This is a genomic window from bacterium, assembly GCA_016703265.1.
Lineage (GTDB): Bacteria > Krumholzibacteriota > Krumholzibacteriia > LZORAL124-64-63 > LZORAL124-64-63 > CAINDZ01.
Map to the genome: position 1 here is coordinate 315,253 of JADJCK010000001.1, position 24,968 is coordinate 340,220.

Below are 24,968 nucleotides of genomic sequence, written 5' to 3' on the forward strand. Positions count from 1 at the left end.
GTGGGGGGTTGGCGGCCGGACGGGATCGCCGTCCGGCCGCTTCTGCCGACATACTTCGGATGGTACCGCTAGCCGAGGAACCGGGCCAGCACCTGTTCCAGGTTCGGCGAGCCGATCTCCTGGAGCTCGTAACCCACGCGCACGGTGGGCTTGTTGATCTTCACGATGCGGGTAAGGTCGATCGGCGTGCCGATGACCACCACATCGCACTCGACGGCGTTGATCGTCGCCTCGAGGTCGGCCTTCTGCTCGTCGCCGTAGCCCATCGCCGGCAGCAGGGTGCCGATGTCCGGGTACTTCTCGAACGTCTCGGCCAGGCGGCCCTTCGCCCAGGGGCGCGGGTCCACCAGCTCGCCGGCGCCCAGGCGCAGCGCGGCCACCACACCGGCGCCGTACTTCATGTCGCCGTGCGTCAGCGTCGGGCCGTCCTCGACCACGAGCACGCGCTTGCCGGCCAGATCGACCGCGCCGGTAATGGTCAGCGGGCTCGCCGCGTCGATGATGATCACCTTCGGGTTGCTCTCGCGGATGTAGCCGCGCACGGCCTCGATGTTCTCGAACTCGGCCTCGACGACCTTGTTGATCACGACGACGTCGGCCAGCCGCACGTTGGTCTCGCTGGGGTAGTACGAGTTCTCGTGCCCCGCGCGGTGCGGGTCGGCCACGACGATGTGCAGGTCGCTCTTGAAGAACGGCGTGTCGTTGTTGCCGCCGTCCCAGAGGATGATGTCGGCTTCCTTCTCCGCCTCGCGCAGGATGGCCTCGTAGTCGACGCCGGCGTAGATGACGCCGCCGACGGCCACGTGCGGCTCGTACTCCTCCATCTCCTCGATGGTGCAGTTGTGCTTGGCCAGGTCGGCGATGGTGGCGAAGCGCTGCACGCGCTGGGCCTCGAGGTCGCCGTAGGGCATCGGGTGCCGCACGGCGACGACCTTCTTGCCCGCCTTGCGCAGGATCTCGCAGATGCGGCGGCTGGTCTGGCTCTTGCCGCAGCCCGTGCGCACGGCGCCCACGCTGATGACCGGCTTCGTGCTCTTCAGTTCGGTCAGGCGCTCGCCCAGCATCGTGAAGTCGGCGCCCGCCGCATTGACGATCGACGCGAGGCTCATCACCTGCTGGTACGAGCGGTCGCTGTAGGCCATGACGCACATCTCGGCGCCGGTGCGGGCAATCAGCTCCGGCAGCGCGGACTCGTCCTCGATGGGGATGCCCTCGGGATAGTGCGGCCCGGCCAGCGAAGCCGGGTAGCGCCGGCCGTCGATGTCGGGAATCTGCGTGGCCGTGAAGGCGACCACATCGTAGGCGGGATTGTTCCGGTAGACGCAGTTGAAGTTGTGGAAATCGCGCCCGGCGGCGCCCAGGATGATGACCTTGACCCTGCTCATGCCGTCCCCTCTGGATTCCGGCCATAACCGGAACGCCGCGGTCAGGGAAGTTGCCTGATCGCGGCGATGATCTGCGAGGTCGACCAGCCCGGCACCATGGGCACGCGCAGCACGCGACCCCCGGCGGCAAGGACTTCACGGGCGCCGACGATGTCGGCGTCCGCGTACTCGGACCCCTTGACGAGCACGTCCGGCCGGATCAGGAGAATGGTCTCCAGCGGTGTCGGTTCGGCGAATATGGTCACCGCGGAAACCGGTCGCAAGGCGGCGATAAGCGCTGCGCGGGCCGACTCCGGCAGGATCGGACGGCCCGGCCCCTTCAGGCCGCGCACCGAGGCGTCGCTGTTGAGAGCGACAATCAATTCGTCGGCGCCGGCGGCCGCCTGCCGCAGGCTTTCGAGGTGCCCCACATGGACGAGGTCGAAGCAGCCGTTCGTGAAGGCGATCGTGCGGCCGGCCGCGTGGTGGGCAGCCGCCCAGCCCGCCAGTTCACCGCGCTCCAGGACCACGCCGCGCCCGGCCGGTGCCGTCATCGTGCGCCGCCCTTCGGAAGCACGCCGCGCAGCTGGTCGAGCGTCACGGCGGCGGTGCCCAGTTCGCGAACGGCCAGCCCGGCGGCGTGGTTCGCCAGCCGGGCCGCCTCGAGATGCCCAGCCCCTGCCGCCAGGCAGGTCGTGTAGACGGCGATGACGGTGTCGCCGGCGCCGGTCACGTCGAAGACCGTGGTCGCGACGGCCGGCAGGTGGTGCTCGGCGCCGTCCTTCAGGTACAGGGCCATGCCGTGCTCGCCGCGCGTGATGAGGACCGCGTCGGCCTCCGTCATTTCCAACAGGCGCCGGCCGGCGCGCTGCAGGTCTTCCGGCCCGGTGATGGCGTGCCCGCAGGCCAGTTCGGCTTCGCGCTGGTTCGGCGTCAGCGAGGTCGCGCCGCGGTACTTCGTGTAGTCGCCCCGCTTCGGGTCGACAACGAGCGGCACGTTGGCCTCGCGCGCCGCCGCGATCAGCGCCGGCAGCGAATGGTTGGTGAGCACACCCTTGCCATAGTCGCTCAGCACGATGCCGTCGAACGGGCCGCCTTCGCGCAGGCCCTTCACGAGTGCGGCGATGCCGGCGGCATCGATCTCGCCGTCGTGTTCGCGATCGGTGCGGCAGACCTGCTGGTGGTGCGCGATGATGCGCGTCTTGAGCGTGGTCGGCCGCGCGTCGTCGGCCACCAGGCCGTCCGGCGAGATGCCGCGCTCGGCGAGCAGGCGGCGCAGCGTGGCAGCGGCCTCGTCGCGACCGCAGAGGCCGTAGAAGACAGCGGCGGCACCCAGCGCACGGATGCCGGCCGCGACATTGGCCGCCCCGCCCAGCTTCCAGGTCTCCTCGCGGACGCGGACGACCGGCACCGGAGCCTCGGGGCTGATGCGGTCGACGCTGCCCCAGACGAAATGGTCGAGCATCGCGTCGCCGACCACGGCCAGGCGGCGGCCGGCGATGCGTTCGAGCGAGGCGGACGACGCGGCGTCGGCGGGCGTGCCGACGGGCAGGGGCGTGCCGTTCGACCGGGGCGTGCCGTTCGACGGGGACTTGCCATTCGGCCGGGACTTGTCAGGCGCGTTCATGAACGCTTTCTTGTGGGTTCGGGAATCGATGCCAATGCCGGTTTCACCGACGGCCAGGCGGCCGTCGGCAACCTACCACCCGCCCCTGCGGGTGTCAACGCAGCCGGGCGCGCGGGCAGGGCGCCTTTTACCAGCCAGGAGTTTCACATGGACAGCAAGAATCCCCCGCAGCAGCAGCGCATCACCCTGGACCTGGGCGAGAAGGAAGCCGAGGGGATCTACAGCAACCTGACGCTGATCTCGCACAGCCCCCACGAGTTCATCCTCGACTTCGCGCGACTGGTGCCCGGCCTGCCCAAGAGCAAGGTGCACGCGCGCATCATCATGACGCCGCAGTCGGCCAAGGCGCTGCAGAAGTCGCTCGCGGTGAACGTGGAGCGTTTCGAGCAGACCTACGGCGAGATCAAGCTGGCGGGGCAGCCGAACCAGGGACCGAACATCGGATTCCAGACGAACTAGGCTGCTACCTGCCGCCGCAGCCGCCAGGCGGCGATGGCGAACACGACGGCAAACCAGGCGAACAGCCCGCCCAGCAGCGGCACCGTTTCGGCCACGCCCCATCCCCGCCCGACCAGGCCGTGGAAGGCCGTGATCGCCTGGCCGGTGGGCAGCGCCTTGCCGATGGCCTGCATGAACGCCGGGACCACCTCGAGCGGCCACCACAGGCCGCCGATGGCTCCCAGCGTCATTGTCAGGCCGGTGCCCAGGCCGTCGGCCTGCGCGCCCGAGCGCGCCAGCGTGCCGAGCAGGATCGAAGCCGCCGAGGCGAAGGCCGCGAACAGGACCACGACCGCCGCCAGCGCCGCCGGCGAATCGCCGTAGTCGAGCTTGAAGGCCACCGCGTTCATCACCAGCAGGATGGCGCCCTGCACCAGCCCGACGGCCAGTCCACCGAGGAAGTAGCCCGCCACCAGGTCGAAGGCACTGGCGCGGCTGATGACGAGTCGCGCCAGGGTGCGGTCCTGCCGCTCCTGCACGAGATCCTTGGCCGAGACCATCATGAACATCAGCATGAAGAACAGGACGTAGGCCGGCCCCACGTGCTGCGCGGACCGCGTCAGGCCCCAGTCGTCGGTGGGCAGGCGCCCCAGGGTCTCGGCGCGCAGGCGCACGCGCGGCGACTCCCAGGCGTCCACGAAGGCCGCTTCGTCGAAACCGGCGGCCCCGTCGCGCGGGACCTCCTGTCCCGGTGCGGACACCAGGCTCAGCGCGGCGCCGGCGGTGGTCAGGCGGACCAGCGACTTGTCGATGAGCGTGCGCGCGGTCTGGCTGCCCAGCCGGTTGCCGTCGATGGTGAGTCGCAGGTCGACGGCCGCGCCGCCGGCCAGCGCCGCGCTGAAGCCGGCCGGGATCTGCAGGACGGCGCTGGCCTTGCCGTCGTCGACCAGGGACCGGGCGCCGGCATCGCCCACGGCGGTGTCGGCGAGCACGACCTCGAAGCGTTCGTGCGCGCGCACCGGGGCCAGCAGCATGGCGACTGCCGCGCCACCATCGCGGTCCGAGACGATGATCTTGCGGCGCGACGGCTGGCCGCTGCCGCTCCAGTCACCCATCAGCAGGCCCATCAGGTACGAGAAGACCATGGGCATCACCAGGAGCCAGATCAGTCCGCCGCGGTCGCGCACGACACGCAGCAGGCGAAGTCGGACCATGGCGCCGATCACCTGCGGGTTCATGCCCAGCCTCCCCGGCGCACGCGCGCGTTGAACAGCAGCACGATCGCCGCGAGCAGCACCACACTGGCGACGAAGAGAACGGTCAGCGGCGTCGTGATGGCGCCCAGCGAGCCGTTGTCCCCGATCACGCGCGTGAACGAGAGGTTGGCCCAGTAGTTGAAGACGAACTGGCCGGCGGCGCGCGTCCAGCCGGGCATGTTGTCGATCGGCAGGAAATTCCCGCCCAGCATGGCCGAGATGAGGACCACGGCCGTGCTGAGGTTGTCGAAGACCTTCTCGGAGGGCACCAGCATCGCCAGCAGCATGAAGACGCCCGAAGCGGCGGTACAGGTCAGCAGCACGACCACGGGCAGCGTCCAGGGATCGGGCCCGAGGTTCACGCGGAACAGGAGCGCGCCGGCGACCAGCAGCACCGACAGCATGATGACGCCCTGCGCCACGGAGGCGACCCACTTGCCGGCCACCACCGGCCAGGGCGAGCCGGGGGCCAGCAGTTGGCGCTGCAACGTGCGGCGTGCACGTTCGCGGTGGAGATCGCGGGCGCCGGCAGCCACGGCGAACATCAGGAAGAAGACGGCAAAGCTCGGCAGGAAGTAGTCGAACAGGTTCGACTCGCGCCCGTCCTCGTCGGATGACGGGGCCTTGTCGGCCACGACCAGGTTGACGCCGGGCCTGGCCAGGACACGGCTGAGCGCCAGCTGGTGGTCGACCTGCCGCGCCAGGAACTCGGCAGCGCGTCCAGGGGTATCATCCCTTTCCGGTTCCCGCAGGTTCCGCCAGATGCTGTCGAAGCCGCCCGTGAACAGGTCTTCGAGGGCGGACGAATCGGCGGCCGAAGGCCGGTAGTCCTCGGGCCAGAGGGCGCGGAAGGCGGCTTCGCCGGCCTGCACGCGCAACACGCCGCGCTGGACGATCTCCTGAACGATGCCCGCCTTGACCTCGCTCGACGGGTCCTTCCAGACACCCACGGTGAGCGAATCGCCGCTGAAGAAGGTCTGCAGCGCTTTTGGCGGCAGCACGATGGCGGCAGCCACGTCGCCGGCGCGCACAAGCGTATCGGCCTGCAGCGAGTCGGCCCACACCGGCGCAAAGAAGCCCGACTCCTCCAGGCCCGCTAGCAGTCGGTCGCGCAGCGCATCGGGCATGTCGCCGGCCACCAGCGCGACCGGGATGGCGCTGATGCCCTTCTTGCCGAACACGCCGCCGCCGAACGACAGTCCCATGACCGAGGTGAGCACGAGCGGCAGCACCAGGTTGATGACCAGGGCGCGACGGTCAGCTGCCATGCGACGCAGGTCGCGCCCCGCGAAGATCCACAGGCGCGTCATGGGGCGGTTTCCCGAAGGCCGCGGCCCGTCAGGTTGAGGTACAGCGTCTCGAGGTTGGGGCGCTCGATCTCCAGTTGCTCGACCGGCAGGTCATTCGCGCGCAACCACTCCTGGATGCGCGGCAGCAGCCGGCCGCCGTCCACCGCGCGCACCTCGACCTTGCCGCGGCGCTCGCCCACACCCGAGCAATCCGCCCAGGCGCCGCAGGCCTCGACGAAGGCCGCATGCGCCGCCGCCGGCAGGCTCAAGCGGATGAGGTCGACGTCGCCGACCTGGCCGATCAGCGATTCCTTGTCACCCAGGGCCACGAGCTTACCGCGGTCGATGACGCCGATGCGGTCGCAGAGCTGCTCGGCCTCTTCCAGGTAGTGCGTCGTGTAGATGACCGTCAGGCCCTGCCGGCCGAGCCCTGCGATCAGTTCGAGGATGCGGCTGCGGGCCTGCGCATCGATACCGACCGTCGGCTCGTCCAGGAACAGCACCTCGGGCTCGTGGATGAGCCCGGCCACCAGGTTGAGACGGCGCATCATGCCGCCGGAATAGGCATCGACCCGGCGCTTGGCCTGGTCGGCCAGGTCGGCCATGACCAGCAATTCCTCCACGCGCCGACTGAGCGCCGCGCCGCCGAGGCCATGGAGCCGGCCCCAGAACATGAGGTTGTCCCGCGCCGTGAGGTCGGTGTAGAGCGCAATCTCCTGCGGCACCACGCCGATCAGCCTGCGCACCTGCGCAGGCGAAGTCGCGACGTCATGCCCGCCGATGCGCACCTGCCCGCCGTCGGCGCGCAACAGGGTCGACAGCACGCCGATGGTGGTGGTCTTGCCGGCGCCGTTGGGCCCGAGCAGCCCGAACAACTCGCCGCGCGCGACGGAGAACGAGACGCCGTCGACCGCGCGCTGCGTGCCGTACTTCTTGACGAGGTCCTTGACTTCGATCACGCCGACTCCTCGGGTGGACGGGTCTTCCAGCGCCGGTGCGTCCAGAAATACTGCTCCGGCGCCCTACGCACGGCCTCTTCCAAACGTTGCACGAAGATTTCCGTAAGGCGGGCGACGGCCGTGGCCTCGTCCCACCCCGGCTCGGGCCTGTAGGGCGGCCCCAGTTCCAGGCGATGGCGGCCGTCCGGCAGGCGGAAGATCATGCCGCTGATGACGGGTGCCTGCAGTTTCCAGGAAAAGTAGGCCGCCCCGCGGTAGAACGAGGCGGGCCGTCCGAGGAACGTCGCGAAGAAGCCGTCGGGGCCGGCGTCCTGGTCGGCGGCGAGCCCGATGACCTCGCCCCGGCGCAGGGCCGTGACCATCTCCTTCAGCGGGCCGCCCGAGCGGATGATGCGCACGCCTGCCCTCGCGCGCAGGTCCGCCAGCATCCGGTCGGCCTGCGGGTTGGACTGGCTCTTGCCGAGGAACGTGACGGGGATGCCCTCGGCGCCGAGGCGGGCGGCCAGCACCTCCCAGTTGCCGAAATGCCCGGTCACGAGCAGGACGCCGCGACCGTCGGCGGCCGCGGCGTGGTAGTGCTCGAGCCCTTCGATGTCGACCCACTCGCGCAACTGCCCGCGGGACAGCCGGCCGAGCAGCAGGAACTCCATGAGGTTGGTGCCGAAGTGGCGGAAGAAACCGGCGGCGATGGCGTCGCGGGCAGCGTCGTCGTGGGTGGCGCCGAAGGCGTGGCGCAGGTTGTCGCGCACCACGGCCGTGCGGTACAGGCGCCACCGCCAGACAAGCGCCCCCAGGCCGCGGCCCAGCGCCGGCAGGGCCCGGCGCGGCAGCAGCGCGGCCAGGGCGGTGAGCGTCCGCAGGGCCGCGTAGTCGAGTCGCTGGCGGGCCGGCGAGGCCAGGGTGGTGCCTCCGGTAGGCGTGCGGGATGGGTTTCGCGGCCGCCGCGGCGCGCGCAGCGGCCGCCCGGGCCCGCCGCATGGCGCCGAGCCCTCAGGCGGTCCAGAGTCTACGGGCCACCTGCCCTCCCGGCAACCGGTGGATGAGGCCGGCCAGTTCGAGGGCGCACAAGCCGTCGACGAAACCGCGCTCGTCGCCCGGCCACTGGCGGCGCAATTCATCACGCCCGCAGCCGCCCAGGTCGAGCCGTTCGTAGAGCCAGCGCGCCGCAGGATGGTCCGGCAGGTTCGGCTCGGGCAACGGCGTCGCCCACGGGAACAGGGTCAGCTGCGTCTGGAAACAGGCCTGCACGTCGGCCACCGATTCCACGAGGCAGGCGCCGTCGCGCAGCAGCTGGTGGCAGCCGTGACTCGTGTCGACGTCGACCGGACCCGGCACCGCGAACACGTCGCGGCCGGCGTCGGCCGCTTCGCGCGCCGTGACCATGGCCCCGCTCTTGAGCGGCGCCTCGACCACGATCACGCCGCGGACCACCAGTGCCAGCACCTGATTGCGCTCCAGGAAGTGGTGCTTGAGCGGGGGCGTGCCCGCCGGGAAGGGCGTCAGGCTGCATCCGCGCGCGCGGATCTCGCGCAACAGCCCACGGTGCGCCTGGGGATAGCAGAGGTCGGTGCCGGTGGCCATCACGGCAACCGTGCTGCCGCCGGCCTCAAGCGCCCCGCGGTGCGCGGCGGCATCGATGCCCCGCGCCAGGCCGCTGACGATGACCCAGCCCGCGGCCGCGAGCTGGCCCGCCAGCACGCGCGTGACCTCGAGGCCGCGCGCCGTCGGTTTCCGCGTGCCGACGATGCCCAGGCAGGGGCGAGTCAGTACGGAGGCCTCGCCCTGCACATGCAGCGCCGTGATGAGCGGCGCCACATCGCGGTGCCAGAGGGGCGGCCACAGTTCATGATCGCGTTCGAGGAGCAGGTAGTCCGCGGGCGCAGGCGTGCGCCCGTGCTTCGGTTCATTCACGATGGTCGGGATCCCGTCCGGGAGGACGTCGGCAAACGTCGCCGGCTCAGCCGGCGTTCAGTCGTCGCAGCAGGTGCCGCAGTTCGGTCAGGCCGCGTCCGGCCACCGCCGAGATCTGCAGCGTGTCGACCGCGCCCGCAGCCGTCGCCCAGAGTCGGGCCTTCGCCAGGGCCGCAGCCGCATCTTCGTCGTTCATGACGTCGCTCTTGGTCACGACCACCGCGAACGGAAGCCGCGCCAGGTGACCGCCGTAGCTCTCCAGTTCACCGCGCAGCATACCGAGCGCCTCGGCCGGCTCGACCGTCGACGGGTCGACCAGCAGCAGCAGAGCCCGCGTCCGCTCGACGTGGCGCAGGAACTCGTGGCCCAGGCCCCGCCCTTCGCTCGCGCCCTCGATGAGTCCGGGGATGTCGGCCAGCGTACAACTGGCGTAGTCGCCCAGGTCGACGATGCCGAGGTTCGGCACCAGCGTCGTGAACGGATAGTCGGCCACCTTGGGCCGGGCCGCGGTGAGCACCGACAGCAGCGTGCTCTTGCCTGCGTTGGGCTCGCCCACCAGCGCGATGTCCGCGATGAGCTTCAACTCGAAGCGCACGACGCGCTCGACGCCCGGCTTGCCCGGCGTGGCCTTCATCGGCGTCTGGTTGCGGGCATTCCGGAATTCCCAGTTGCCCTTGCCGCCGCGACCACCTTCGGCCAGCAAGAGCCGGTCCCCTGCTTCGACCAGGTCGCCGATCTGCTCGCCGGTTTCCTCGTCGATGACCACCGTGCCGCACGGCACCTTGATCTCGATGTCGTGCCCGTCGGCGCCGGTGCAGTTGTTCGCGCCGCCCTGCCGGCCCTCCTCGGCCTCGTACTTCCGCCGGTAGCGGAAGTCCAGCAATGTCGTCAGATGCGCATCGGCAAGCAGCCAGACCGAGCCGCCGCGCCCGCCGTTGCCGCCGTCCGGGCCGCCGCGCGGCACATACTTCTCGCGCCGGGTCGAGACCTTGCCGTCGCCGCCCTTGCCCGAGGCGATCGTGATGATGGCTGTGTCCAGGAACACGCGGGACTCCTCGGGTCGCGGCGTCAACCGCGGGTTGCGGCCTGGGGCCGCGTGTCACGCCGCCGGAGCGACGCTCATCGGGTCAAAAGTCGCGGCCGGCCAGCGCGCGCGCCACCGGCTCCGGCACCAGCCGGTCGAGGGGGCCGCCGTGGCGCAGCACGTCGCGGACAAGCGTGCTGGAAATGGCCGCCAGTTGCGGCCGGGCCAGCAGGTAGACGTATTCGACATCGGCGGCGAGCAGGGCGTTCACGCCGGCCATCGTCCATTCGTGTTCGTAGTCGCCCGGCGTGCGGATGCCCCGCACGACGGCGCTGGCGCCGCGGCGCCGCACCTCGTCCACGAGCAGGCCGCTGAACGGCTCGACCTCGACCCCGGACATCCCGGCAACCGAAGCGCGGAACAGCTCCACGCGTTCATCCAGTTCGAGCAGGCCGGCCTTGCCGGTGGCCGCAACCACCACCGTGACGCGGTCGAACAGTCGACTGGCGCGCTCGACCAGGTCGAGGTGGCCCAGCGTCACCGGGTCGAATGAACCCGGATACAGCACGTGGCGGTGCATGCTCGCCCCTTTCCAACCGGTCAGTCTTCCGGCGCCAGCCACAGCGCCAGGGTGGCCTGGCCATAGCGCCGCAGTTCCCAGGCGTCGTCGGCCGGCAGCGGGGCCAGGTGTTCGGACCCCTGCTCCACGGCCAGGGCCCGGCAGCCGGGCCAGGCCGGTCGTGCCAGCAGGCGCTCCATGATATGCGCTCCGAGGGGTGTGCGATAGGGCGGGTCGGCCACGAGCAGCCAGGGTGACCCGTCGGCGGGGCTCCAGCGGTCCAGCCAGGCCAGGGCTTCACAGCGCTCCAGGGCGAAGCTGCCCTCGGTGGCGCCGCAGCGCGCGAGGTTCGCACCGGCCAGCGTCAGCGAGGTTTTCGCCTCGTCCACGAAGATCGCCCGCCCGGCGCCGCGGCTGAGCGCCTCGATGCCGAGCGCCCCGGTCCCGCAGCACAGGTCGACGAACACGGCGCCGGCCACCCGCGCACCGAGGATGCTGAACAGGGCCTCCTTGACGCGATCGGCCGTCGGGCGGATCGCGTCGCCCGGCGGCGGCAGCAGGCGACGGCCACGCCAGCGCCCGGCCACGACCCTCATCGCCGCTGCTCCGCGGGACGGCGCGACCAGACCAGGCTGCGCAGCATGGCGGTGCGCGCCAGCAGCGCCGGGTCCGCCACGGTGGCCGACAACCGGAAATCGGCAGCGGCGGCATAAAGTCGCCGGCGGCGGCGGAACAGTTCCTCCAGCCCGGCCCAGCCCAGTTTGTCCAGCAGGGGCCGCTCGCCGGGCGGGCAGGCCTTCAGGCGGGTGCGGTGGATCTCCCACGGGGCATCGAGCCAGATCACGACGCCGCGCTCACGCAGCAGTTCGGTGGCGGCCGGGGTCTCGACGAGGCCGCCACCGGTATCGACCACGAGGTTGCGGCCCGCGTCGAGGGCGGCCAGTTCGGCCAGTTCGCGGTCGCGGAAAGCGGCCTCGCCCTCGCGCGCGAAGATCTCGGCGATGGTGGCGCCTGCCCTGGCCGTGACCGCGGCATCCACATGCACGACCGGGCGGCCGGTAGCCGCCTGCAGCGCATCGGCCACGGTCGTCTTGCCGCTGGCCATGAATCCCACGAACGATGTCCACATGGGAACAACCTACAACACGGGGACGCCGGTGCCAGCAGGAATGTCGGAGGGCAAAGCAATAGCCCCCCGGCGCGGGCCGGGGGGCTCTGTCCACTGGCGCCGGGCGCCGGCGAAGCCTAGAAGCGGCTGATCTTCTGGGAAGGATTGATCTCCACGGCCGAGTCCGGGGTGATCACCTTCCGCTGCATATACGTGTCGTCCACGATGCGCGGGGTCACGAAGATGACCAGTTCACGGTCGACCTTCGTGTCCGAGCTGTGGCGGAACAGGGCGCCGAGCACCGGCAGCGACTTGAGCACGGGCACGCCCGTCTCCAGCCGGCTGTCGATCTTGCGGATCAGGCCGGCGATGATCGCGGTGGCGCCGTTCTCGACCAGCACGCGGGTGTCCGACTCGCTGGTGTTGATGATGACGCCGCCCTGGACCGTCGCCTGGCTGGACAGGTCGCTGACCTCGTTGTGGATGTCCAGCGTGATCCGGTTCTCGCTGTTGATGTGCGGGGTCACGCGCAGCTGGATGCCGATCGTCGTCAGCTGCGTGATCGCGTTGCCGGCCTGGTCGGCCACGATCAGGGGGATCTTCTGGCCGACGAGGATCTTGGCCTCGCGGTTGTCGGTGGTCGTGATGACCGGGTTGCTGATGAGCTGGGCGCGGTTGTCGTTCTCCAGCGCCTGCACCTTGACCATCAGTTCGCCCCAGTCCTGAACGGTGCCGACCCGGAGGTCGCCGGACGGCGTCTGGAGCGGGTTGTCGATGGCCAGGCTTCCACCCAGGTTGTTGCCCGGGCTGAGGAAGTTGTTCAGCGACCAGTTCACGCCGAGCTCACGCGTGGCGCGCGAGTCCATGTCGACCAGGCGGGCATTGATCTCCACCTGCGGCGTGCGCGTGTCGAGCTGGCCGGCCATGTTGGTGATCAGGTTCACCCTGGTCTGCACGTCGTTGACCAGCAGGCTGTTGGTGCGCACGTCGACGTCGATGTTGCCGCGTTCGGTCAGCATCTTCTCGAGCGCGTCCTTGACCTCGGTCGCATTGGCGTACTTAAGCGTCACCATGCCCAGGTGCAGGGCCTCGAGGTCCTCCACCTGCTTGCGGGCACGCTGGCCCTCCAGCTTCTCCTGACGGAGAGCCTCGGCGGTGTCGATGCGGTAGATGCCCTCTTCCTCGAGGTAGTCGAAGGAGTGGGCGCGCAGGATCACCTGGAGTGCCTCGATCCAGGGCACGTCCTCGAGCTTGACCGTGACCTTGCCCACGACCTTGGGCGAAGCCACGATGTTGGTGCCCGAGTATCCGGCCAGGGAGCGGAGCACGGTGCCGATCTCGGCATCCTGGACATCCAGGGAGATGAGCCGGGTCTTGTAGCCGGCATCCGGGGCCTGGGCGTTGGCGGCCGGGGCCAGCGCGGCGCCCGTACCCGCCAGCAGGCACAGGCCGAGGACCGCGCAGCGAGCGTTTCGGAACCAGCGGAACATCTCTTACTCCTCCAGGTTATCCAGCTTGAGGACCACGTTGCTCGTGATCCCGTACAGAGTGACCTGCGCGGTGAGCGAATTCTTGCGGATGCTGACGACGCGGCCGTTGCGGACCTGGTCGCCCACGCGCAGGATGTAACCGAATCCTTCGCCGTCCTCGACCAGGGCGAAGCGATCGTCCTGGCCCCACATCACGCCAACCAGGCTGGCGCTGTTGACATCCACCAGTTCGGCGGCGCCGGTCTGCTGGAATTCACCGTTCACCAGCGTGGCGAACGGGTCTCCCTTGCCGTACGACTGGTAGAAGTACTCGTTGGCACGGATCGCATTGATCCGGTCCGCGGAGATCTGGGAAGGCGACAGCGAGGCATCGGCCGGAGCCGCGTCGGCGGCCTCGGCGTTCGTCCCCGGGTCGGCCGCCTCGGCGGGCTGGGACGTCGCTGCCGCAGCAGCGGTCGCCACAGCGGGCGCCTCTTCGTCGGCCGCGACCACCGGCAGCGCGCCCAGGAGCAGCGTCAGTGCCAGCAGCGCCGGGACCAGGCCCGGCCGTGCCTTAAGGACCGTCTTCATCAGCGCCCTCCCTGGTTGTCGTTGCCGGCCGGGGCGCCTGCCGCGGAAGCCTTGGCGGTACCACCGGACTGGCCGGCCTTGGCCGGGGCTGCCTTGCCGTCCGCAGCCTTCGCCTGGGCGGCGTTGGCCTGCAGCGGGCGCGACGTCGCAGCGTCGGTCGCCGCGGGTTGCGCGTTGGCGGCGCCCTGCGTGTATGCCGTCAGCAGCATGTCGGTGCGGACCGTCCAGGCGACGTCCTTCTGGTTGCTGTCGACACCCTGCATCTTGAGCTTGGACACGTTCACGATCCGGTTCAGGTTCGCCAGGCGGCTCAGGAAGACACCGGTCTGGTGGTAGCCGCCACTGATGCGGACCTCGACCGGGTTGTCCGAGTAGAAGCCCTGGTTGGCGACCGCGCCCGGCTTGAAGATCTCGAACTCGACGCCCGACTGCTGCCCGGCCGCTGTGACCTTGCGCAACAGGTCCGGCATCTCGTTCTCGTCCGGAAGCAGCGTGGCCGCGACCTTCCACTGGTCGTGCAGGATGGCGTACTCCTGCTCGACACGCTCGAGGTTGCGGACCAGCAGGCGCGCCCGTTCCAGCTCGGCCGACAGCTTCTGGTGCCTGTCGTCGAGTTCCTTGATCGTCTGCGACCGCGAGGCGTACGTGAACGGATAGGAGGTGGACAGGAAGTACATGGGCACAACCGTCGCGACCACCAGCACCGTCAACGCCCAGCGGATGAGATTGGGGTTCTTGACGTCAATCTTCATGGTGGTCCTTCCTACCCTTCGAACGGCGCCGGCGCGGCGTTGCGCACGGCTTTGGCCTGGGCCTTGAACTTCACGACCCGAACCTTGTCGATCTCGCCCTTCTCGGCGAGCAGCAGGTTGATCGAGGCGAAATACGGGCTCTCGGTCACGTTCTGGAGGAAGTCGCTGACCAGGAAGTTCGAGAAGGTCACGCCTTCCACGTTGTACTGGTCACCGCCCACATCCTCGAACTTCGTCAACCACATGTGCTCGGGCAGGCTGCGGTTGAGCTCGTCCATCAGGTGCACGCGGAAGTAGCGATCCGCGTCCAGGCGCGTGATGACGTCCAGGCGGTCGTTGAGGTCCTTCCGCTGCTGGTTCAGGCGCTGGATCTTCGCGATCTCGGGCGCCAGCTGGCGGGTCTCGGCTTCCTCGGCCGCGATCACCGTCTGCAGCGCGGTGACCTGCTGGGACTGGTAGAAGTACGCCCCGCCCACGCCGCCGAAGGCCAGCAGCAACAGCGCCAGCGGCGCCATGGCACCCAGCTGGGGCATCGCCAGGCGAGCCTTCGCGGGCTGTTCGTCACGGGGTAGCAGGTTGATCCTGATCATGCCTCCACCGCCTCTCTCAGCGCGAGGCCCACACAGACCGTCAGCAGCGGGCTGAGGTCGGCGGGATCCGTCTCGCCGAACAGGTCCGATGCATAGTCCAGGTTGCCCAGCGGGTCGGCGATCTCCGCCGGCACGCCGTAGCTCTCGGCCAGGTAGTCCTTCAGGCCGGGCAGGTGCGCCCCGCCCCCGCTCAGGACGATGCGGTCGATGCCGTCGGCTTCGCCCGCGGTCTTGAGGTAGGACAGACTGGGCTCGAGGCCCTGGTAGATCTCGCCGCCGACCGAGCGCACGATGTCGCCGATCAGCTGCATGTCCGCTTCGTCGGTGTGACCGCGCGCGACGCGGGAAGCCGTGTCGTAGGTCAACCCGAGCTGCTTCTGGAATTCCTCGATGAAGTGGGCCGTCCCGATCGGCAGGTCGCGCGTGAAGTACGGCACGCCGTCGCGCACGATGTGCACGTTCGTCACGCCGCCACCGACGTCGAGCAGGGCCACGAACTCGCCGGCGCCCCGCGGCGTGGCGGGTGCGGCCTCGGGCTGGTCGTCGTCGAAAGGCGCCAGGCCGTCGACGGCGTCAGCGTCACGAGGCGCCGACACCGTCGCCGGCGTCTCGCCCCGCAGCTTCTCCCACGCGTTCTGGTTCGCGAACGAGGCGACGTCGATCACCAGGGGCGTGAACCCGGCGTCGCGGATCAGCTCCGCGTGCGACTGGCTCATGTCCTTCTTGGCGGCGACGAGGAGCAGTTCCATCTGGCCGGCACCGATGTCCGGCTGCAGGATCTGGAAATCGAGCGTGATGTCGTCGATGTCGAACGGGACGTGCTGCTCGGCCTCCCAGTAGATGGCCTCGCGCGCGTCCGCCTCGCTCATCTTGTCCATCACGATCTTCTTGACGATGACCGCGCGACCGGCGACGGCGCTGGCCACCGGTTCGTTGGGCAAGTCCGCGTTCTGGGCGGCTTCGCGGATCGTCTGGATGACGAGTTCACGGTCCATGATCTCGCCGTCGACGATGGCCTCGGGCGGGAGGTCCGCCATGCCGAAGTGCGTGACCTGCGGCCGCTCGCCGCTGAGGTCCAGCCTCAGGCACTTGACGACATGGGAACCGATGTCCATGCCGATGAGTGTCCTACGCTTCCGTTTCAGGAATCCGAACATGTCAAGCCTGCCTTGCTGTTCGAGCTTCGGTGTTGGCGGCGTCCGCTGGACCCGGACGGTCCCGGGGCGATCCGCAACATGCGTGCCACAAGTGGATTCGGCGGGGTTTCGTCCGGCTTGAGTCCGATTTCCCCGCCTGCCGTGAAGACCGCGCCCCCTCGGCGCCCGGCCTGCACCCGTTCCGGGCAGGCCGCCGTTTCGCGCCGCCCGGCAGAATCTGCCGATCAGCCGGCCAGGCCCAGGTACCACCCCGCGATGGGCCTCCCGAACAGCAGCACCACGGCCGCTGCGGCTGCCAGGAACGTGCCGAACGGCAGTTTGGCGCCCGCCTGCAGGTGTCCGCGGGTACTGGCCAGAGCGTAGACGGTGCCCAGCACCGCGCCTCCGAACAGCGTCCCGAGCACTCCCCACGGTCCCAGGAACGCCCCCACCATGCCCATGAGCATGACGTCGCCGCCCCCCATGCCGATGACGCCGCGGACCAGCCGGTAGCCCCACGACACGGCAAGGATGCTGCCGGCGCCGACGGCCGCTCCGAGGAACGCCGCAGCCGGATCGCGCCCGTCGAGGAACGAACCGCCCAGCCCGATCACGATGCCGGCGATGGTCAACGTGTGCGGGATGATCATGTGTTCCCAGTCGATCAATGCAATATCCAGCAGCAGGAGCAGCAGCAGGGATGCAGAAAGCCCCGCGAAGGTGAATCCGAAGCGCCAGACCCCGATGAGGGCGCAGGCGGCGCCGGCCAGTTCCACCAGCACGTAGCGCGAGGCGATCGGGGCCGCGCACCCGCGGCAGCGCGCGCGCAGCAACAGCCAGCTGAGCACGGGGATGTTCTCGTGCCAGGCGATGGCACGGCCGCACGACGGGCACGCCGACCGCGGCCGCACGACGCTGAGGTTGCGCGGCAACCGGTGGATCAGCACGTTGGAGAAGCTGCCGAAGCACGCGCCCAGAAGGGCGGTGAAGGCGTAGAGAAATCCGGGTTCGTAAGGCAGCGCCATCTCCTACAACTCCGGGATCGGGCCGATGAAGTCGGGGCCGTAGAGCTTCTGGATCGTCATCTTCCGCTCCAGCTTCTCCACCATCTTCTCGGCCAGTTCGCGCATCTGGGGACTCTCGGTGGAGGCGGCCATCTCCTTCCAGAGTTCGAGCGAGACGCGGTCGTCGCCGGCGCGGTAGCGCGCGAAGGCCGCAAAGCGCGCCTCCGTCTCGCCACCGTCCGGGCAGCGCGCGGCCGCCTCGAACCAGGTGGCGGAACGCCGGTAGTCCTGGAAGAAGACGTAGTACGTGAAGCCGACCTGGAAATGCAGCTTCGCCGATTCCGGATTTGCCAGGATGCCGCGCTTGAGGAGGTCGATCGACTTCTCGAAGTCGCCGAGTTCCGACCAGGCGACCAGCGAGGCGAAGTGGTAGGCCTCGACGAAGCGCGGGTCCAGGCGGGTGATCGCGTCGACGAGCAGGTCGAAGTACCGCAGGTCGTGGTTCCCCTTGGCGTAGGAGCCGAAGTACTGCACGAAGCGGAACCACAGGTAGTCCGCGGCCACCTCGCGGAAACCGACCGACGACTCGACAAGTGCACGCCCCGACGGGAAGTACAGGCGATCCTGGCGGGCTGCCCGCCGGCTCTCGGCATCCAGCGCACCGAGCGTGACGGACAGCACCGCCACCAGTGCCACGCAGGCGGCCCAGCGGGCCAGGGTACTGCGGGCGCCGCTCAACCGCGCAGCTCCCGGCGTGAGAAGACCGCTCCCGACAACAGGAGCAGGAGGGCCACCCAGCAGACGCCGTACAGCGTCGCGAGCAGGATATGGGCGGCGCTCACCGGGTCGCCGTGGACCACGGCGCCGCGCACGTTGAACACCTCGAGGTTGGGCATCAGGTAGTAGACGACCGTGCTGACCGTGCCGGTGAAGGCGCTCTGCTGCAGGTTTCCGAAATCGCGGATCGACTGGCTGAGGTGGCCGGCCACGAAGACGCCGAGCGTGAAGACGGCGGCCAGCACCGGCGACACGCACGTCGAGAAGAAGACGACCACGGCCGTGATCACCGACAGCTCCAGGAACGTCAGGTAGAAGGCGGACACGAACCGCAGCGAGAACGCGCCCGGCGACATCAGCAGCATCAGCAGGAACATGACGCCCATGACCGCGAGCATCACCGCCATCGTCAGGCTGAGGCCGAGGTACTTGCCGAGCAGGTATTCGCGGCGACCGACCGGCTTGGAGAGGATCGTGGTGATGGTGCCCTTGTCGAGTTCCTTGCGAACCATGCCGCTGCCGACGAAGACGACAACCAGCAGCCCGAGCAGCACCATCGAGGCCAGCCCCACGTCGCTGACGATCTTCCCCTGGGCGCCGATGGTGAGCGGCGACAGCACGGTCGTGCTCGCCAGCATCAGGAAGCCGAACACGGCCACCAGGTAGAAGACGCGGTCGCGAACGGTTTCGCGAAATGTCCCCCGGGCCAGGGCCGTGACGTGTCGACGGGTCATGCGTCGCTCCCTCGTGCGTGTGTCCTCAGGAAGAGCTCCTCGAGCCCGGAACGCTGCGACTCGACCGCCACCACGGGCAGACCCGACTGGTGGCAGGCATCCAGGAGTTCGCGCAGCTGGCCGGCGTCGCCCGCCACCAGGTCGGCCGCCAGCGGCGCGGATTCCGGCGAAGTGAATGCCGCCAGCGACCAGTCGGGAAGTCCCGCGGAGCGCGCCTGCGCCACGCTCGCCGCGGCGCGCACGCGGTAGGTGCAGGCGTCGGCCAGGTTGCCGAGCCTCTCGTTCAGGACGAGGCGGCCTTCGCACAGGATGCCCACGGCATCGGCCAGCTGCTCGACGTCGGGAACGATGTGGCTGGACAGCAGGATCGTCCGGCCCTGCCGCTTGAGGTCCTGCAGCAGCGTGCGCACTTCGCGGCGACCCATGGGATCGAGGCCGGACATGGGCTCGTCGAGGATCAGCAGCTCGGGGTCGCCCAGGAGCGCCTGGGCCAGGCCCAGCCGCTGCAGCATGCCCTTGGAGTACTTGTTGAGACGGCGGCCCGCATCCGGCAGCATGTCCACCTGGCGCAGGATCTGGTCGATGCGGTCGCGGCGCTCGCGGCGCGGCACGTCGAGCAGGTCGGCGTAGAACTCGAGCAGTTCGCGGCCGGTCAGGTAGTCGAAGAAGTACGGCCGCTCAGGCAGGTAGCCGACGCGGGCCCGGGCCTGGCGATCGCGGTGCGGGTGCCCCAGCAGCGAAACCTCGCCGCGGTCGGGACGGACCAGGTCCAGCAGGCAGCCGATGGTGGTCGTCTTGCCGGCGCCGTTGTGCCCCAGCAGGGCGAAGACCTCGCCGCGGCCGACGGTGAACGACACGCCCTCGATGCCGCGCAGCCGGCGGCGCGCAAAGCCGGAGCGGAAGGTCTTGCAGAGGTCGACCACCCGCAGGGCCGGTCCGGCGTCCACGCACCCGTCGGCACGCGAGTCCACGGTCCCGGCCGGCGCCGACAGGACACCGATGGCCCCTGCGGCGGGCGGCACGTTTTCGACCAGCACTTGACGGGACATTGCCCACCTCCGGAGTCGCGAGGCCGCCACGGGGCTGTTTACGCCCCGTGACGGCAGGTTCACGCGTATTCGTCTGTGGGATTGCAACCGGGGTGCCATGGCACCCCGTTGAGCTACAGGCCGCTGCCGACCGTCATGACGACGCCGGCCTTGCCGGCCGCCGTGATGACATAGCCCACCGGGGCGCCGCCCTGCACGATGAGCTCGACTCCGACCTCGCCCGGCGCTGCTGCGGCGGCCCCGAACTGCGGCTCGCTGTGGGCACCGGTGAAGTTGTTGGCCATCATGCCCTGGCCCGGGAGTAGCGGGGTGATATCGGCGGCGGCGACAGAGTAGATGCCGTCATGGGTGACCGCGTAGTTCTCGATGGCCAGCTGCAGCGTGTGGGCGTTGCTCTTCGTGCCGGCTTCCTTGGCGTGTTCCTGCATGCTCACATAGTTCGGAATGGCCAGCGCGGCCAGAATTCCGATCACCGCGACGACGATCATCAATTCGATAAGGGTAAATCCTTCGCGCTTGTTCATGATGCCGTCTCTTTCTCCCCCGGACACTCTCAGTGCGCGGCCGACGGTGCTTTGCCCCGAAGCATGGCCAGGCGCTGCGGCCGCGCCGCACCCCTGCCCCAGGCTTCGATCACGTAGCTGCCGCCCGCCGCGGGCCGATACGTCAGGTCCCCGGCCATGCCGCGGAACATCGTCGGCTCGTCGGTATAGGGATTGCGAGGCGCCGCGCCTTCCGGCAGGAGCGGCAGCAGTTCGAGCACGTCGCGGGGGTATCGCCCCCCGTTCAAGGCTGCGTAGGTCTCGGCCGCGAGCTGCAGCGTCGCGGCATTGGCCACGATCTTCTCTTCGTTGGATCGTGCCTGCAGGCGATCCAGTTCCGGGGCATTGACCACGAACAGGACGCTGAGCACAAGGCTGGCCGCCCCGGCGGCGCAGACAAGGTCCGCCAGTGCCGGTCGACCCGGCCGCGGCACGCGGAACGCCGGCTTCTGCAGCTTCAGGGCAGGCATTTTCGGCAGCTTGAGTGCGGGGAGCTTCACCGCGGGCAGCTTCAACCCCGCAGGCAGGCGTCGACCCGGGGCAGCAGTCGCCCCTGCCTCCGGTCCCGCCGCCGTGTTGGTGCTTTCCGGCGCCTGGCCCATCGCCCACTCCCGCTTCCGCCGCCTGAAGACAGGGACGGAGCCGCACTTGCGGCCCCGTCCCCAACTACCGAACCGACAGGGCCTGGCTTACGAACCGCTGACCAGCGTCAGGATGGTCGCAGTCTTGCCGAAGCCGGTGATGCTGTAGCCGACGTTCACGCCGCCCTGCACCACGGCCACGATGCCGACTTCGCCCGGGTTCGCAGCGGCCGCAGCAAAGCGGGGCTCGCTGGGGTTGCCGTCGAACGCGTTGTCCAGGAGGTTGCCGCCCGGGAGCAGGGGCTGCAGGTCAGCACCGGCGTCCGAGTAGATGCCGTCGTTGCGGACAGCGAAGTCCTCGGCAGCCAGCTGCACGGTGTGGGCCGCGCCCTTGACCTTGGCTTCCTTCGCACGATCCTGCATGCTGATGAAGTTGGGGATCGCGATGGCGGCCAGGATACCGATGATGACCACGACGATCATGAGCTCGATCAGGGTGAATCCTTTGCGATTCAGCATTGTCCGTCTCCTTGGACAGGGGCCCATGGGCCCTCGTGCGCTTGCCGGATTGAGCCGGCACTCTTGTGGCTGTGTACGGCGCTTCCTCTTTGCAACGGCCGTGCCATTTGTCAGTGGCGGCGGCTCGTTTTGTAACCTGCATGGGGACTGCCGGTTACGCGATCAGCGGAAGCGCTCCCCAGCGCCCGGCCACCTCGTCACCCTGCACATTGCCCGCGGTGGCCGGAACGGACCGTGCAGTCTCGAACCCGGAACGACCGTTCAGGACACGACCGTTTCGGGTTCCGGCGCGAACCGTGCGGCGTCCGACTCGTCCTGCTCGCGCAGCTGGTCGTCGATCGCCGCGAGGAGTTCCTCGCCGGCAGTGCCCGCCAATTCCTCGGCCAGCGCCTGCGCATCATCATCGTCCTGGACCCCGTACTTCTTTAGCTTTCGATAGAGTGTCGAGGCGTTGATCCCCAGGATGTCCGCCGTCTGCTTGCGCGCCCGGCCGGTGCCGTCGAGCACCGACAGGATGTGCGCCTTCTCCAGTTCCTCGAGCGTCCACGGCCCGCCCACGGCCAGGTGCCCGCCGGTGGACGGTCCGGCCTGCGCATCGGCGATGAAGGCCGGCAGGTCGCGCACCGTGATGCGGGTGCCTTCGCGGATGATGCTCGCCCGCTCGATCACGTTCTCCAGCTCGCGCACATTGCCGGGCCACTCGTAGGCCTGCAGGGCACGCAGCGCGCTGTCGTCGAGGATGGATGCCAGCGGCCCCACGTACTCGCCGGCGCAGCAGCGCTTGAGGAAATGGTCGACCAGCAGCGGGACGTCGTCGACGCGGTCGCGCAGCGGCGGCAGGTTCAGCGGGATGACGTTCAGGCGGTAGTAGAGGTCGGTGCGGAAGTTGCCGCGTGCGACCTCGTCCTCCAGATCGCGGTTCGTCGCTGCGATAACGCGCACGTTCACCTTGACGGGACTGCTGCTGCCCACGGGATAGATCTCTCGCTCCTGCAGCATGCGCAGCAGCTTCACCTGGATGGCGTGCGGTGTCTCGCCGATCTCGTCCAGGAAGATGGTGCCGTTCTCGGCCTGCCGGCAGAAGCCGTCGTGGTCGCGGTCGGCGCCGGTGAACGAGCCCTTCACATGGCCGAAGAGCTGGCTCTCGAGCAGCGTCTCGGGAATGGCGCCGCAGTTGATGGCGACGAACGTCTCGTTGGCGCGGTCCGAGCGCTGGTGGATCGACTGCGCGATCAGCTCCTTGCCCGTGCCGCTCTCGCCGTTGATCAGGATCGTGGCCGTGGTCGAGGCGATCTTGTCGACCATCTTGAACACCGAACGCATGCGCGGGCTCTGGCCGATGATCGACTTCGTGCTTTTCTTCTTCGACAGCTCGCGGCGCAGTTCCTGGTTCTCGGTCTTGGCCTGGCGCAGCGCCAGCGCGTTGCGCACGACGATCTTGATCTCGTCGTTCTTGCAGTGCTTCTGCAGGTAGCTGAAGGCGCCCAGGTTGACGGCGTCGATCGCCGACTGCTCGCTCGCATAGGCGGTCATGATCACCACGGGCGTCGTGGGGTCGATGGCCTTGATCCCCTTGAGCAACTGGATGCCGTCCATCTTCGGCATCTGGATATCGGTCATCACCAGGTCGGCCGGCTCTTCCCCGATGGCCTTGAGGGCCTCGGCGCCCGAATGGGCGGTGCGCACGGTGTAGCCTTCCTTGCGCAGGAGGATCGACAGGTACTGGCACATGGAGTCTTCGTCATCAACGACCAGGATGCGGCCCAGAGGCATGGGAGCTCTCCTCGGTGGTGGTCCAACTGCCGGGCGAAATGCAGCGTTGGGTTCGATATCGACCGCATTGCGCGTTGCTTTATGATCTTTTCAATGATTTTTGCACTTCGTGATGCATGGTACCGGCCCGCGAGCGGGCAGCGTGCGGATCGCCGGCGATGGGTCGGAGGAACCAGCGCCCCGGGCTCAGACGGGCAGCAGTTCTTCCAGGGGCTGAGCCGCCGGCGTGGCCACGGCGGCCGCCTCGCCCGGCAGGGCGGCACGCGGCCAGCGGACCCGGAAGATGGCGCCGCCGCCGGGCGCGTCCTCGGCCCGGACCGTGCCCCCGTGCCCGGCCGCGATGCGCGCGACCACCGACAGGCCCAGCCCGGTGCCGCCTTCCTTGGTCGTCTTGAAAGGCAGGAAGAGGTTGTCGCGGATGTCGGCCTCGATGCCGGGGCCGTCGTCGGTGACCGTCAGCTCGAAGGTCTCGCCGCCCTCGACCAGGTACAGCGCCACGCGCAGGCGCCCCTGGTAACGCATCGCCTCGCAGGCGTTGATGGCCAGGTTCAGGGCGAGCTGGGTCAGCTGGCCGGGATCCGCCACCAGCTCGAGATCGGGCGGCGTGACTTCGGCCGTGATGCGGACGTCGCCGCGCGCGGCAGCGACATGTTGCCGCACCAGCAACAGCATTTCGTCGCGGAACGACGAGGCAGCGAAGCGGCGCCGCGCCACCGGCCGCATGCGCGAGTAGCCGAGGAAGTCGTTGATGATCGAGTTGACGCGGTTGCTCTCCTTCAGCACGAGCTCGAACAGCTGGCGCTGGTAGCCCTCCAGCTCGAGTTCGCCCGAGAGCATTTCCACCGAACCGCGGATGCTCGCCAGCGGATTGCGGATTTCGTGCGCGATGCTCGCCGCCAGTTCACCGATGGCCGCCAGACGGTCGGTCTCGCGCCGCCGGGCGACGAGTTCCTTCTCCTGCGTCAGGTCGGTGAAGACGGCCACCGCGCCGGTCACCTCGCCGCGCGCGCCCGTCACATGGCTGACGTTGAGCCCGATCGGAACCGCGTGGCCGCGCCTGACCAGCGAGATCTCGCCGCGGGCCACCGCCGCGCCGCCGGCGGCAACCGGCAGGATGACCTGCGCCAATGCGTCAAGGCCGCCATCGACCAGGGTCCCGAGAGGAGCCCCGAGCAGTTGCGTGTCCTCGTAGCCCAGGATGCGGCAGCAGGCCGGATTGGCCCGGGTGATGAGCCCGCGCGTATCGACGGTCAGCAATCCGCTGCGCAGGCAGTCGAGGATGTCGCGCACTTCGCGTCGCGCCTGCTCGGCCTGGCGCTGGCTTCGGGCGTGCTCGCGCCGCCTCCGTTCCAGGCGCTCCGAGAGATCGCCGCTGATCATGCCGACGACGACGAACAGCGACATGTGCAGCGCGGTAATCAGCACCGGCCAGCCCGAGTGGAAATCGAGGCCCGGCTGGCGGCCCGCAGCGAGCCAGCCCAATGCCAACCCGAAGTGGCCGCCTCCGACAAGCGCCGCCGCGGTGCCCGCGATAGCCAGTGCCCAACGCCGGTCGAGGTAGTAGGCAGCGAACATGATCGGGACGCAGAACGCGAGCGGGATAGCGGAATACGGGCCCCCGGTGAAGTGCACCAGCAGCCCCAGCGCCACCGCGTCGGATGTGATCTGGAGCACCAGCAGCGGACGCTGGGACGCCCCCGCCACCGAGGCGGCCCAGCTGACGGCCAGCGACGTGCCCAGCAGGCCGAGGGAGGCCAGCACGCCGGGTCGCGAGACCTCGGCAACGCCGACAAGCCCCGCCACCACCGTGATGACCGCGAGGACGGACGCCATCAGCAGTCGCCACCGCAGAAGCCGGGCGGCCGGGTCCCGACGCCCGCCGTCTTCGGCCGGCGCCGCGGCCCGGCCGCCGCGAT

27 protein-coding genes are annotated in these 24,968 nt (G+C 69.3%); 1 reads left to right on the forward strand and 26 read right to left on the reverse strand.

What is annotated here, in order from left to right:
- Positions 1-68: 68 nt before the first annotated feature.
- The 3 genes from IPG61_01515 to rfaE1 are packed head-to-tail and all read right to left on the reverse strand — an operon-like array spanning position 69 to position 2,991.
- Complete coding sequence (locus IPG61_01515; protein ID MBK6732771.1) at positions 69-1,385, reverse strand: GTPase; 1,317 nt, start codon at positions 1,383-1,385, stop codon at positions 69-71.
- A gap of 41 nt (positions 1,386-1,426) precedes the next feature.
- The gene (locus IPG61_01520; protein MBK6732772.1) at positions 1,427-1,918 is read right to left on the reverse strand and encodes an adenylyltransferase/cytidyltransferase family protein; all 492 of its coding nucleotides are present in this window, start codon (positions 1,916-1,918) and stop codon (positions 1,427-1,429) included.
- Positions 1,915-2,991 (reverse strand): D-glycero-beta-D-manno-heptose-7-phosphate kinase, encoded by a 1,077-nt coding sequence (rfaE1, locus tag IPG61_01525; protein MBK6732773.1) that lies wholly within the window; start codon positions 2,989-2,991, stop codon positions 1,915-1,917. The genes IPG61_01520 and rfaE1 overlap by 4 nt, the downstream gene beginning before the upstream one ends.
- Positions 2,992-3,138: 147 nt before the next feature.
- Here rfaE1 and IPG61_01530 point away from each other — a divergent pair, with 147 nt between their 5' ends.
- The gene (locus IPG61_01530; protein ID MBK6732774.1) at positions 3,139-3,450 is read left to right on the forward strand and encodes a DUF3467 domain-containing protein; all 312 of its coding nucleotides are present in this window, start codon (positions 3,139-3,141) and stop codon (positions 3,448-3,450) included.
- On the opposite strand, the gene IPG61_01535 is transcribed toward IPG61_01530, so the two are convergent.
- The 23 genes from IPG61_01535 to IPG61_01645 form a co-directional block, all read right to left on the reverse strand.
- The gene (locus tag IPG61_01535) at positions 3,447-4,667 is read right to left on the reverse strand and encodes an ABC transporter permease (protein ID MBK6732775.1); all 1,221 of its coding nucleotides are present in this window, start codon (positions 4,665-4,667) and stop codon (positions 3,447-3,449) included. The genes IPG61_01530 and IPG61_01535 overlap by 4 nt on opposite strands.
- Positions 4,664-5,995 (reverse strand): ABC transporter permease, encoded by a 1,332-nt coding sequence (locus IPG61_01540; protein ID MBK6732776.1) that lies wholly within the window; start codon positions 5,993-5,995, stop codon positions 4,664-4,666. Before IPG61_01540 ends, IPG61_01535 begins: the two co-directional genes overlap by 4 nt.
- The gene (locus tag IPG61_01545; protein ID MBK6732777.1) at positions 5,992-6,933 is read right to left on the reverse strand and encodes an ABC transporter ATP-binding protein; all 942 of its coding nucleotides are present in this window, start codon (positions 6,931-6,933) and stop codon (positions 5,992-5,994) included. The genes IPG61_01540 and IPG61_01545 overlap by 4 nt, the downstream gene beginning before the upstream one ends.
- Positions 6,930-7,682, reverse strand: a complete 753-nt coding sequence (locus tag IPG61_01550; protein MBK6732778.1) for a lysophospholipid acyltransferase family protein — start codon at positions 7,680-7,682, stop codon at positions 6,930-6,932. The genes IPG61_01545 and IPG61_01550 overlap by 4 nt, the downstream gene beginning before the upstream one ends.
- 241 nt (positions 7,683-7,923) lie before the next feature.
- On the reverse strand, positions 7,924-8,844 hold the full coding sequence (gene dprA, locus IPG61_01555; protein MBK6732779.1) for a DNA-protecting protein DprA: 921 nt from the start codon (positions 8,842-8,844) through the stop codon (positions 7,924-7,926).
- A gap of 46 nt (positions 8,845-8,890) precedes the next feature.
- Positions 8,891-9,889, reverse strand: a complete 999-nt coding sequence (gene obgE, locus IPG61_01560) for a GTPase ObgE (GenBank protein ID MBK6732780.1) — start codon at positions 9,887-9,889, stop codon at positions 8,891-8,893.
- 82 nt (positions 9,890-9,971) lie between these two features.
- A complete protein-coding gene (coaD, locus tag IPG61_01565; GenBank protein ID MBK6732781.1) occupies positions 9,972-10,448 on the reverse strand; it encodes a pantetheine-phosphate adenylyltransferase in 477 nt (158 codons plus the stop codon).
- A gap of 20 nt (positions 10,449-10,468) precedes the next feature.
- Positions 10,469-11,023, reverse strand: coding sequence for an RsmD family RNA methyltransferase (locus tag IPG61_01570; GenBank protein ID MBK6732782.1), 555 nt, complete (start codon positions 11,021-11,023; stop codon positions 10,469-10,471).
- Positions 11,020-11,556, reverse strand: a complete 537-nt coding sequence (locus IPG61_01575) for a shikimate kinase (GenBank protein ID MBK6732783.1) — start codon at positions 11,554-11,556, stop codon at positions 11,020-11,022. Before IPG61_01575 ends, IPG61_01570 begins: the two co-directional genes overlap by 4 nt.
- Positions 11,557-11,672: 116 nt before the next feature.
- Positions 11,673-13,025, reverse strand: a complete 1,353-nt coding sequence (locus IPG61_01580) for a hypothetical protein (GenBank protein MBK6732784.1) — start codon at positions 13,023-13,025, stop codon at positions 11,673-11,675.
- Between the two features lie 3 nt (positions 13,026-13,028).
- Positions 13,029-13,595 (reverse strand): hypothetical protein, encoded by a 567-nt coding sequence (locus IPG61_01585; protein ID MBK6732785.1) that lies wholly within the window; start codon positions 13,593-13,595, stop codon positions 13,029-13,031.
- Complete coding sequence (pilO, locus tag IPG61_01590; protein MBK6732786.1) at positions 13,595-14,347, reverse strand: type 4a pilus biogenesis protein PilO; 753 nt, start codon at positions 14,345-14,347, stop codon at positions 13,595-13,597. The genes IPG61_01585 and pilO overlap by 1 nt, the downstream gene beginning before the upstream one ends.
- A gap of 11 nt (positions 14,348-14,358) precedes the next feature.
- The gene (locus IPG61_01595) at positions 14,359-14,937 is read right to left on the reverse strand and encodes a PilN domain-containing protein (GenBank protein MBK6732787.1); all 579 of its coding nucleotides are present in this window, start codon (positions 14,935-14,937) and stop codon (positions 14,359-14,361) included.
- Positions 14,934-16,052: a type IV pilus assembly protein PilM gene (gene pilM / locus IPG61_01600; GenBank protein MBK6732788.1), complete on the reverse strand. Its 1,119-nt coding sequence runs from the start codon at positions 16,050-16,052 to the stop codon at positions 14,934-14,936. The genes IPG61_01595 and pilM overlap by 4 nt, the downstream gene beginning before the upstream one ends.
- A 266-nt stretch (positions 16,053-16,318) precedes the next feature.
- Positions 16,319-17,098 carry a prepilin peptidase gene (locus tag IPG61_01605; GenBank protein MBK6732789.1) on the reverse strand — a complete coding sequence of 260 codons (780 nt, stop codon included), beginning with the start codon at positions 17,096-17,098 and terminating at the stop codon, positions 16,319-16,321.
- Between the two features lie 3 nt (positions 17,099-17,101).
- A complete protein-coding gene (locus IPG61_01610; GenBank protein ID MBK6732790.1) occupies positions 17,102-17,815 on the reverse strand; it encodes a hypothetical protein in 714 nt (237 codons plus the stop codon).
- Positions 17,812-18,588, reverse strand: a complete 777-nt coding sequence (locus IPG61_01615) for an ABC transporter permease subunit (GenBank protein MBK6732791.1) — start codon at positions 18,586-18,588, stop codon at positions 17,812-17,814. The genes IPG61_01610 and IPG61_01615 overlap by 4 nt, the downstream gene beginning before the upstream one ends.
- Positions 18,585-19,637 carry an ABC transporter ATP-binding protein gene (locus IPG61_01620; protein MBK6732792.1) on the reverse strand — a complete coding sequence of 351 codons (1,053 nt, stop codon included), beginning with the start codon at positions 19,635-19,637 and terminating at the stop codon, positions 18,585-18,587. Before IPG61_01620 ends, IPG61_01615 begins: the two co-directional genes overlap by 4 nt.
- Positions 19,638-19,750: 113 nt before the next feature.
- On the reverse strand, positions 19,751-20,161 hold the full coding sequence (locus IPG61_01625) for a type II secretion system protein (GenBank protein MBK6732793.1): 411 nt from the start codon (positions 20,159-20,161) through the stop codon (positions 19,751-19,753).
- A gap of 29 nt (positions 20,162-20,190) precedes the next feature.
- A complete protein-coding gene (locus tag IPG61_01630) occupies positions 20,191-20,679 on the reverse strand; it encodes a hypothetical protein (GenBank protein MBK6732794.1) in 489 nt (162 codons plus the stop codon).
- A gap of 189 nt (positions 20,680-20,868) precedes the next feature.
- The gene (locus IPG61_01635; protein ID MBK6732795.1) at positions 20,869-21,279 is read right to left on the reverse strand and encodes a prepilin-type N-terminal cleavage/methylation domain-containing protein; all 411 of its coding nucleotides are present in this window, start codon (positions 21,277-21,279) and stop codon (positions 20,869-20,871) included.
- Between the two features lie 261 nt (positions 21,280-21,540).
- Positions 21,541-23,052, reverse strand: coding sequence for a sigma-54-dependent Fis family transcriptional regulator (locus tag IPG61_01640; GenBank protein MBK6732796.1), 1,512 nt, complete (start codon positions 23,050-23,052; stop codon positions 21,541-21,543).
- Between the two features lie 186 nt (positions 23,053-23,238).
- A complete protein-coding gene (locus IPG61_01645; protein MBK6732797.1) occupies positions 23,239-24,885 on the reverse strand; it encodes a PAS domain S-box protein in 1,647 nt (548 codons plus the stop codon).
- Between the last annotated feature and the right edge of the window lie 83 nt (positions 24,886-24,968).

What these genes read in the sequence shown, in the direction of transcription:
- IPG61_01640 (MBK6732796.1), bottom strand. Translation starts at nt 23,052, where the DNA reads ATGCCTCTGGGCCGCATCCTGGTCGTTGATGACGAAGACTCCATGTGC.
- pilM (MBK6732788.1), bottom strand. Translation starts at nt 16,052, where the DNA reads ATGGACATCGGTTCCCATGTCGTCAAGTGCCTGAGGCTGGACCTCAGC.
- IPG61_01620 (MBK6732792.1), bottom strand. Translation starts at nt 19,637, where the DNA reads ATGTCCCGTCAAGTGCTGGTCGAAAACGTGCCGCCCGCCGCAGGGGCC.
- coaD (MBK6732781.1), bottom strand. Translation starts at nt 10,448, where the DNA reads ATGCACCGCCACGTGCTGTATCCGGGTTCATTCGACCCGGTGACGCTG.
- IPG61_01575 (MBK6732783.1), bottom strand. Translation starts at nt 11,556, where the DNA reads ATGTGGACATCGTTCGTGGGATTCATGGCCAGCGGCAAGACGACCGTG.
- IPG61_01585 (MBK6732785.1), bottom strand. Translation starts at nt 13,595, where the DNA reads ATGAAGACGGTCCTTAAGGCACGGCCGGGCCTGGTCCCGGCGCTGCTG.
- IPG61_01515 (MBK6732771.1), bottom strand. Translation starts at nt 1,385, where the DNA reads ATGAGCAGGGTCAAGGTCATCATCCTGGGCGCCGCCGGGCGCGATTTC.
- IPG61_01570 (MBK6732782.1), bottom strand. Translation starts at nt 11,023, where the DNA reads ATGAGGGTCGTGGCCGGGCGCTGGCGTGGCCGTCGCCTGCTGCCGCCG.
- IPG61_01615 (MBK6732791.1), bottom strand. Translation starts at nt 18,588, where the DNA reads ATGACCCGTCGACACGTCACGGCCCTGGCCCGGGGGACATTTCGCGAA.
- rfaE1 (MBK6732773.1), bottom strand. Translation starts at nt 2,991, where the DNA reads ATGAACGCGCCTGACAAGTCCCGGCCGAATGGCAAGTCCCCGTCGAAC.
- pilO (MBK6732786.1), bottom strand. Translation starts at nt 14,347, where the DNA reads ATGAAGATTGACGTCAAGAACCCCAATCTCATCCGCTGGGCGTTGACG.
- IPG61_01595 (MBK6732787.1), bottom strand. Translation starts at nt 14,937, where the DNA reads ATGATCAGGATCAACCTGCTACCCCGTGACGAACAGCCCGCGAAGGCT.
- IPG61_01540 (MBK6732776.1), bottom strand. Translation starts at nt 5,995, where the DNA reads ATGACGCGCCTGTGGATCTTCGCGGGGCGCGACCTGCGTCGCATGGCA.
- IPG61_01530 (MBK6732774.1), top strand. Translation starts at nt 3,139, where the DNA reads ATGGACAGCAAGAATCCCCCGCAGCAGCAGCGCATCACCCTGGACCTG.
- IPG61_01625 (MBK6732793.1), bottom strand. Translation starts at nt 20,161, where the DNA reads ATGAACAAGCGCGAAGGATTTACCCTTATCGAATTGATGATCGTCGTC.
- IPG61_01645 (MBK6732797.1), bottom strand. Translation starts at nt 24,885, where the DNA reads ATGGCGTCCGTCCTCGCGGTCATCACGGTGGTGGCGGGGCTTGTCGGC.
- IPG61_01635 (MBK6732795.1), bottom strand. Translation starts at nt 21,279, where the DNA reads ATGCTGAATCGCAAAGGATTCACCCTGATCGAGCTCATGATCGTCGTG.
- IPG61_01520 (MBK6732772.1), bottom strand. Translation starts at nt 1,918, where the DNA reads ATGACGGCACCGGCCGGGCGCGGCGTGGTCCTGGAGCGCGGTGAACTG.
- IPG61_01535 (MBK6732775.1), bottom strand. Translation starts at nt 4,667, where the DNA reads ATGAACCCGCAGGTGATCGGCGCCATGGTCCGACTTCGCCTGCTGCGT.
- IPG61_01605 (MBK6732789.1), bottom strand. Translation starts at nt 17,098, where the DNA reads ATGGCGCTGCCTTACGAACCCGGATTTCTCTACGCCTTCACCGCCCTT.
- IPG61_01580 (MBK6732784.1), bottom strand. Translation starts at nt 13,025, where the DNA reads ATGTTCCGCTGGTTCCGAAACGCTCGCTGCGCGGTCCTCGGCCTGTGC.